Raw genomic sequence first — 6,927 nt, 5'->3', positions numbered from 1 at the left:
TGGCGCGTGGGGTGGGGGGGGGGGGGGGGGGGGGGTGGGGGGGGGACGGCAAGAGCCGCTCCGGCGGGCCTCGTTTCGCGCCATCCATGGCGCTCAACGCCCCCGCCCAGCCCCACCGCCCGACCCCCTGACAGGTCCCGCTGCGGTCACCCTTGTGATGAGAAAAGCGGTGGCGGCGGCGCCCCGGAAAAACAGCACTTTTCGTTCGAAAAGACTGGATTAAAGTGATGCCTCACGATAAAGTGCGCGGCCGTTTCACGCTCTATTTCCGCATGCGCGACGACAAAGACCCCGGCACGTTCGAACTGGCGCTCCCGCGCAAGCGGGGCAGGCCGCCGAAATTCGGGTACGCGATGAGCGATGCGCAGCGTGCTGCCCGTTATCGTGCGCGCCGTGCGGGCCAGGCCAACCACGCCGACGTGCGCAAATGCTCGGACATGGTGCTGCTGGACAAGATCCGTGGCGCGATCAGGGGCAAGGATCCGGAGCTGACCGGCTTCCTGGTGCACGTGCTGTGGCAGCGTTATCCGCTGCAGCTCAAGTAAGGCGGATACGGCGGGGTGGTGATTGCCACGTGGCTTGTTGATAATGCGGGTTTCATGTTCCACCCGCATTCGCGCCCGGGATGGCTGGCGCGTTAAGTAGAGATGGCTTTCTGATGACCACCGGCAACGACACCGCGCCTGCAGCAGGCTCCCCTTTGTTCTACAGCCGCCCGGTGCCGCTGCAGTCGGATATCCACGGCGACCTGCGCATCCTGCCGGGCAAGCTGGGTTTCGCTGCCAAGACCAATGCGATTCCGTTGATCGTCAACGAATTCTCGCTGGCACTGCACCACTTCCCGATCCTGTTCGCCGGCCCGGAAGCGGTGCCGATGGCCGCCCTCGGCGTGACCGAGGACAACCTGTTCGTCACTGACGGCCAGTGGGAGCCGGACACCTACGTACCGGCCTACGTGCGTCGTCATCCCTTCATCTTCATCGATACCGACGGCAGCCAGAACTACGTGTTGGGCTTCGACGAGGGCACCGAGCGCATCGTCAAGGGCGGGACCGAGGGCGAGGCGTTGTTCGTCGACGGCAAGCCGAGCGAGCTGCTGCAGCAGGCCATGGAATTCTGCGGCCGCTTCACCGCCGACCACAACCATACCCAGGCCTTCTCCAAGGCCCTGATCGAGCAGGACCTGCTGGTGATGCGCAATGCCAACGTGCGCCTGCCCAATGGCCGCGAACTGACCCTGCAGGGCTTCAACGTGGTGGACGTGGAGAAGTTCCAGAAGCTGTCCGATGAGGTCGTGCTCGCCTGGCACCGCAATGGCTGGCTGGGCCTGGTGCACCAGCACCTGATGTCGCTGTCGCGTTTCGGTGATCTGACCCGCAAGCAGGCCCAGCGCGACGCCTGATGGCCTCGCGCGTGTAGCGACATTGGCAGCGGCTCCTGCCGCTGCCTTCGGCGCTATCGGGCCTTCGGTTTGCGTTTGCGCGTCGCTGCAGCCGTTGGCTGCGCCCGCTGCTCCAGCCACGCCAGCGTATCGGCGTAGGCAATGAAATGCCGCAGGTAGTCCGGTGACAGCGCCTGCATCGTGTCGAGCATGCGGTGCACCAGCACGGCGGAATTCAACGGCCCCCCTTCGGCCGGTGTCTGCTGCAGGGCGATACGCAGGCGGCTCTCGGCGTGCAGCCGCTGCCAGGCATCGCGCATCGGCTGCAGCGCCGGCAACTGCGGATAGTGCTGCAGCGAAGCAGAGCCGGCGTCGAGGTCGCGCACCAGTGCCGCCAGCCCCTCGCCAGCGGTGCGATCAGCGCGCTTGGCGCCCATCATTGGCCTCCTTCGCGCCCGGCCGCGGCATCGGCGCGATTTCCACGCGGCGGTTGCGCGCCCGTCCGGCTGCATCGGCGTTGGAGCTCACCGGCTGCTCGGCACCGAACGCGGCGGCAAACACCGAGGACGACGGCAGGCCCTCGGCGATCAAGGTGCGCGTCACGGTCAGCGATCGCTGGGCGGACAGTTCCCAGTTGTCGGCGAACTGCCGGTTGTGCGCGTGTACCGGCTGGTCATCGGTGAAGCCGCTGACCATCAGGATGTCCTGGCGCTGCGCCAGCCAGCCCTTCAGGGGGGCGGCCAGGCTGCGCAGTACCTCGCGCCCCTCTGGCTGCAACTGGTCGGAGTTCAGGGCGAACAGGACATTGCCGCTGATACCGATGCGCCCGTCGACCAGCGTCACGCGCCCGCCCGCCAGCGGCCCGGCCAAGGCCTGCTCCAGTGTCTGCTCGGCGGCCTGGCGCTGCCTGGTTTCCGCATCCAGTCGCCCGCTCAATTCCAGCTGCATGGCCACCACGCCGACCAGGATCAGCACGAAAGCGCCCAGCAGCACCGACATTAGGTCACCGAACGCAGCCCAGATCGGCGTGCCGCTGTCGCCATCCAGTTCGTCGTGATCGCTCATGCGTTCCCTGCCGGCGTGCGGCCATTACCGAGCTGGCGCAGCTCTTCGGTGATCTGCTTCTGCGACAGCAGGCTCAGGTCGACCACTTCGCGCGCCTGCGCCACGTAGTAGGCCAGCTGATCATCGCTGCGGGCCAGGGATGCGTCGAGGGCGCCGGCCAGCTGTTCCAGATGGGCCGACAGGCTGCTGCTGGTGGCGGTAAACGCGGTCACTGCGCCGTCCAGTCCGGCGGCCAGTTCGCGGCTGCCGGTGGCGGCGTCGGCAACGCTGCCCACCAGTGCCTGCAGAGTGTCCGCCTGCGCGTCAACCTGTTCGGCGAAGCGCTCGCCGGTGCGCTGCATCAGCCCGGCGGCGTTTTCGATCAGCTGGTCCACCGCGGTGCGCTGTGCACTGGACGTGGCCTGGATCGACTCCATCAAGCTGCCGACCGTACCCAGCAACTGGGCGCGCTCTTCAAGCAGCGATGTATCGCGCACCAGGCTGTCGGACAGCCGCTGGCGGAGCTCGGCGACCACTTCGGCGGCGGCGCGTGGTGCTTCGCTGGCGACATCCAGCAGGCGGGTGATTTCGGCGATGGTGGCGGCGGACTGTCGACGCGCCTCTTCGCCGATGCTGCTGGCGGTCTGCTGCAGCGTTTCGCTGATGTGCTGCTGCTGTGCGGTGGCCCGTTCGCTGTGCGTGACCCATTGCGCACCGGCCTGTTCGGCCAGCGCGGTGAAGGCCTGCGACCACTGCTGCAGGCGTGCCTGGTCGTCGTGTGCGCTGCGCTCCAGCAGGGCCTGGTGCGTGTTCTGCAGCTGGGTCACCAGCTCACGCGCATCGGCTTGTTGTGCCGCCAGCGCTGCGGCACGTGCAAGCGCATCGCGTTCGCTGGCCGCGCTGGCCGCGTCATGTTGCTGCTCTGCCAGCGTGGTCCAGTGGGCGCCCAACTGCTCGACCTGCCCGCGCAGGCGGCCATCGAGTTCGCCCAGCAGCCGATCAGTGCCGTCCTGCTGGCTGGCGATGACGCTGGACAGCGCGCTGCCAAGTGCGGTGACAAGCGCGGCATTGGCGGCCTGCTGGGCGTTGAGCGCTCCGTCGAACTGCGCGCGCAGGTCGCTGGATACCGTCTGCGTCGAAGCCTGCAGCGCATCAAGCTGGCGCTGCACCGCGTCGGTGACACTGGCCTGGGTGCGCGCGGCGGTAGCTTCGATGTTTCCCAGTGCATCACGCAGCAGCGGTTGCAGCGTGGTGCCGATGGCTTCACTGCCGGTATGTACGCCACGCTGCAGGGACTGCTCCAGTTGCGCGGCCAGGCGCTCCTGCGCGGCGTCATGGCGGGTGATGAACGCCTCCTGGCGTGCCTCCAGCTGTGCATGGCTGGCCGCAGCTGCGTGCTGCACGCCCTCCACCATCTGCTGCAACTGCTGCACCAGGGCAGGCAGCAGGGCCGCTTGGTCCTGCATCAGGCGCAGGCCTTCCGAACGCTGCCAAGCCTGGCCATGCACCGACAGGTCCGTGCGGATGTGCTGGTCAAGCACCTGCACGGCGGACAGGCGCTCACGCCGCAGCAGGGCCGACAGCAGGCCGAGCATGGCCGATGCCGCGACACCGGCGATGGAGGTGCCGAACGCTACCGCCAGTCCTTCCACCGGCGATGCCAGCGAGCCGCGGATGGCCTGCAGGTCGGTCGCGCTCTGCAGCGCCATGCCGGTGCCGCGCAGCGTCGCCATCATGCCCAGCAGCGTGCCGAGCATGCCCAGCAGTACCAGCAGACCGACCAGGTAGGGGGTGAGCGCGGGGCCGGGCAGGGCGGTCCGGTTGCCTTCCACGCGCAGCCGCACCGGCCCGCGCAGGGGGGATGGCACGCGCTTGAGCCAGTCATCCAGGTTTTCCCGGTCACCCGCGTTGCGGGTGGCGCCAAGCAGTGCGTCGGTCGCGCGGCGGAACTGCAGCAGCTCCCACCCGCCAACGCAGTAGCACGCGGCGATGAGGAGGGCGACGGCGGCACCGAGCGTGTTGTGGCCGATGTAGCCGATCCCGATCCAGGCAGCAGCGGCGAGTCCGAGGAGGAAGACGATCAGGTGCAGGGCGTTACGCAGCATGGGGCGGTGCTCGGTGCGGATGGACGGCGGCGGACAGCCCGTCGATCGGGTGGAAACGGAGGTCGAGTTCGGCCAGCAGCAGGTCGCGCACGGTATCGCGCAGCGCGGGCGGCCAGGACGGCTCGGACAGGGAGTCGGGCATCACGGCAGGCGATGTGGCGTCCGGGTTCGTGGCGGCGTGTGCGGTCGCGGCGGCGGGCAGGCAGGCGGCCAAGTGGGCGGGCAGGCGGTCAAGCAGCCGGTACTCTCGCGGGGCCAGCACCTGCTCCATCACGGCATCGATCTCGGCCAGGCGTGCGCCTTGCTCGCCGGTTCGCGCCAGCGCGTCGCGCAGGCGGCCGCGAAGGCGGCCGGTGCTGGTCAGTTGGGCACGCTGGAGCGCGGCGTGCCGCCGCTCGAATTCGGCCGGCGCCATGGGCTGCAGCAGTGCGGTCACCAGCGCGTGGATGGTTTCGGCGTGGGCGTTTCGCGCACGCGCGCACTCTTCGGCGAGGCGGTCGGCATCGGTATCGGCGGTCTGTTCCGGGCGGTCGGGAAGGCTGCCATCCAGTGCCCGTGCAAGGGCGACGGCGCGGTTCCAGTCGACCCAGCTGCCCAGCGCCGCAGGCAGGGCAGGGCTCTCGGAGGCAGCGGACGGGGGATCAAGCCGCTGCAGCGCGTGGATCAGGGGCGGCCCGGCAACGGGCGGCCGGGGTGACGGTTTCGCCATTGTCAGGAGGCCAAAAGACGCGATTTTACACGCTTGCCGGCGCGGCTGCCTGCGTCGGACCGCCATCCGGCGCGTGAATGGCCGCTACCCCAATCGACATAACTGTACAGGACGTCCGGTATAGTTACGTCCATCCCACAACCGCTGTGCTGATCGCCATGTCGTTGCCTGCCGCTGCTCCTCCTACGTCCGCATTGTCTCCCGCACGCCGCTGGAGCCTGCTGTTCACCGTGGCTGCCGGCCTGTTGCTGGTCACCTTGGACAATTCGGTGCTGTACACCGCGCTGCCCACCCTGGCCAGCGAGCTGCATGCCAGCGACAGCCAGCAGCTGTGGATCATCAATGCCTATCCGCTGGTGATGGCCGGCCTGTTGCTGGGCGCTGGCACCCTGGGCGATCGCATCGGTCATCGGCGGATGTTCCTGATCGGGCTGTCCGCTTTCGGCGCGGCGTCATTGGTGGCGGCGTTCTCGCAGTCCGCTGGCCAGTTGATCGGCGCGCGCGCCGCACTGGCAGTGGGTGCCGCCGCGATGATGCCGGCGACCCTCGCACTGATCGGGCTGACCTTCCATGAAGAGCGGGAGCGCAACATCGCCATCGCCATCTGGGGTTCAGTGGCGATCATCGGCGCCGCGCTCGGCCCGATCATCGGCGGGGTGCTGCTGGCGCGTTTCTGGTGGGGATCGGTCTTCCTGGTCAACGTGCCGGTGGTGGTGCTGGCCTTCATCGCCACGCTCGCACTGGCGCCGAAAGGCGTGCCTGACGGCAGCCGGCGCTGGGATTTCGCCTCTTCGCTGCTCGCGCTGGCGGCATTGTCCGGTCTGGTGCTGGGGATCAAATCGGTGATTGCCGCGCCGCCTGCGTGGATCACCGCCGCCATCGCCGCCGGCGTGGCGTCGATCGCCGCCGCCGCCTTCGTGCGCCGCCAGCGCGTGCTGCCGTATCCGCTGCTGGACGTTGCCATCTTCCGCAATCCGGCCTTCCTCTGCGGCACGCTCGCGGCGGTGTTCACCCTGTTCGCGCTCGCTGGACTGCAACTGGTGACCACCCAGCGCTTCCAGCTGGTCGCCGGCTTTACTCCGCTCCAGGCGGGCCTGCTGGTCTCGGTGGCGGCGCTGGGCAGCCTGCCGAGCGCGCTGTTCGGCGGAATGTTCCTGCATCGGGTCGGCCTGCGGCCATTGATCAGTGGCGGCCTGGCGTGCGGCGCGTTGGGCGTGGCGGTGGTCGCATTGGGCTTTGCCCACGGACTGGGATGGGCGATCACCGGCATGGCAGTCACCGGGGTGGGGATGGGTGCGACGATTTCCGTGGCGTCCACGGCCATCATCGGCAATGCGCCGGCCGACCGCGCCGGCATGGCCTCTTCGGTGGAAGAGGTGGCCTACGAATTCGGCGGGCTGCTGGCCGTGGCGGTCCTGGGCAGCCTGGCGGCGGCGTTGTACACCGCCTTCCTGCCCGCCGACGCTGCGTTGCCCGCGGCGGCACGCGAGGGCATTGGCCAGGCGCTGCAGGCTGTCGGCACTCCTGCGCCGCAGTGGCTGGATGCGGTACATGCCGCGTATGACCGCGCATACCAGTGGGTGCTGGTGGTCATTTCGGTGGCGCTGGCCATCGGCGCGATGCTCACCGCGCTGCTGCTCCGCAGCGGGCCCGGTGGCCGCGAAGCCGCACCGGTTGCCGTACATTGA

Annotated in this window: 7 protein-coding genes; 3 read left to right on the top strand and 4 right to left on the bottom strand. The window is 68.7% G+C overall.

The genetic code is table 11. The annotated features are described in order from the left end of the window. Positions 1 to 272 precede the first annotated feature (272 nt). Complete coding sequence (locus tag ACI2JH_RS17635) at positions 273 to 545, top strand: hypothetical protein (protein WP_042612942.1); 273 nt, start codon at positions 273 to 275, stop codon at positions 543 to 545. A gap of 113 nt (positions 546 to 658) precedes the next feature. Further along, complete coding sequence (locus ACI2JH_RS17630; protein ID WP_101100467.1) at positions 659 to 1,402, top strand: SapC family protein; 744 nt, start codon at positions 659 to 661, stop codon at positions 1,400 to 1,402. A 53-nt stretch (positions 1,403 to 1,455) separates the two neighbouring features. Here ACI2JH_RS17630 and ACI2JH_RS17625 read toward each other — a convergent pair whose 3' ends face one another. The 4 genes from ACI2JH_RS17625 to ACI2JH_RS17610 are packed head-to-tail and all read right to left on the bottom strand — an operon-like array spanning position 1,456 to position 5,239. After that, on the bottom strand, positions 1,456 to 1,818 hold the full coding sequence (locus ACI2JH_RS17625) for a DUF2894 domain-containing protein (RefSeq protein WP_404736826.1): 363 nt from the start codon (positions 1,816 to 1,818) through the stop codon (positions 1,456 to 1,458). Next, positions 1,799 to 2,446, bottom strand: coding sequence for an OmpA family protein (locus ACI2JH_RS17620; protein WP_404736825.1), 648 nt, complete (start codon positions 2,444 to 2,446; stop codon positions 1,799 to 1,801). Before ACI2JH_RS17620 ends, ACI2JH_RS17625 begins: the two co-directional genes overlap by 20 nt. Beyond that, positions 2,443 to 4,530, bottom strand: a complete 2,088-nt coding sequence (locus tag ACI2JH_RS17615) for a hypothetical protein (protein WP_404736824.1) — start codon at positions 4,528 to 4,530, stop codon at positions 2,443 to 2,445. Before ACI2JH_RS17615 ends, ACI2JH_RS17620 begins: the two co-directional genes overlap by 4 nt. Next, on the bottom strand, positions 4,520 to 5,239 hold the full coding sequence (locus ACI2JH_RS17610) for a DUF3348 family protein (protein ID WP_404736823.1): 720 nt from the start codon (positions 5,237 to 5,239) through the stop codon (positions 4,520 to 4,522). The genes ACI2JH_RS17615 and ACI2JH_RS17610 overlap by 11 nt, the downstream gene beginning before the upstream one ends. Before the next feature lie 152 nt (positions 5,240 to 5,391). Between ACI2JH_RS17610 and ACI2JH_RS17605 the strand changes: the two genes are divergently transcribed. Beyond that, complete coding sequence (locus ACI2JH_RS17605) at positions 5,392 to 6,927, top strand: MFS transporter (RefSeq protein WP_404736828.1); 1,536 nt, start codon at positions 5,392 to 5,394, stop codon at positions 6,925 to 6,927.

The organism is Stenotrophomonas sp. NPDC078853 (genome assembly GCF_044901215.1).
In the GTDB taxonomy this organism is placed as follows: Bacteria; Pseudomonadota; Gammaproteobacteria; order Xanthomonadales; family Xanthomonadaceae; genus Stenotrophomonas; species Stenotrophomonas lacuserhaii.
The sequence above is the reverse complement of the archived record's forward strand: the minus strand, read 5'-3'. Positions and strand labels throughout refer to the sequence as shown.

Bases quoted from the DNA above. Each gene is read 5' to 3' on its own strand.
- ACI2JH_RS17635 (WP_042612942.1), top strand. From the start codon at position 273: ATGCGCGACGACAAAGACCCCGGCACGTTCGAACTGGCGCTCCCGCGC.
- ACI2JH_RS17630 (WP_101100467.1), top strand. From the start codon at position 659: ATGACCACCGGCAACGACACCGCGCCTGCAGCAGGCTCCCCTTTGTTC.
- ACI2JH_RS17625 (WP_404736826.1), bottom strand. From the start codon at position 1,818: ATGGGCGCCAAGCGCGCTGATCGCACCGCTGGCGAGGGGCTGGCGGCA.
- ACI2JH_RS17620 (WP_404736825.1), bottom strand. From the start codon at position 2,446: ATGAGCGATCACGACGAACTGGATGGCGACAGCGGCACGCCGATCTGG.
- ACI2JH_RS17615 (WP_404736824.1), bottom strand. From the start codon at position 4,530: ATGCTGCGTAACGCCCTGCACCTGATCGTCTTCCTCCTCGGACTCGCC.
- ACI2JH_RS17610 (WP_404736823.1), bottom strand. From the start codon at position 5,239: ATGGCGAAACCGTCACCCCGGCCGCCCGTTGCCGGGCCGCCCCTGATC.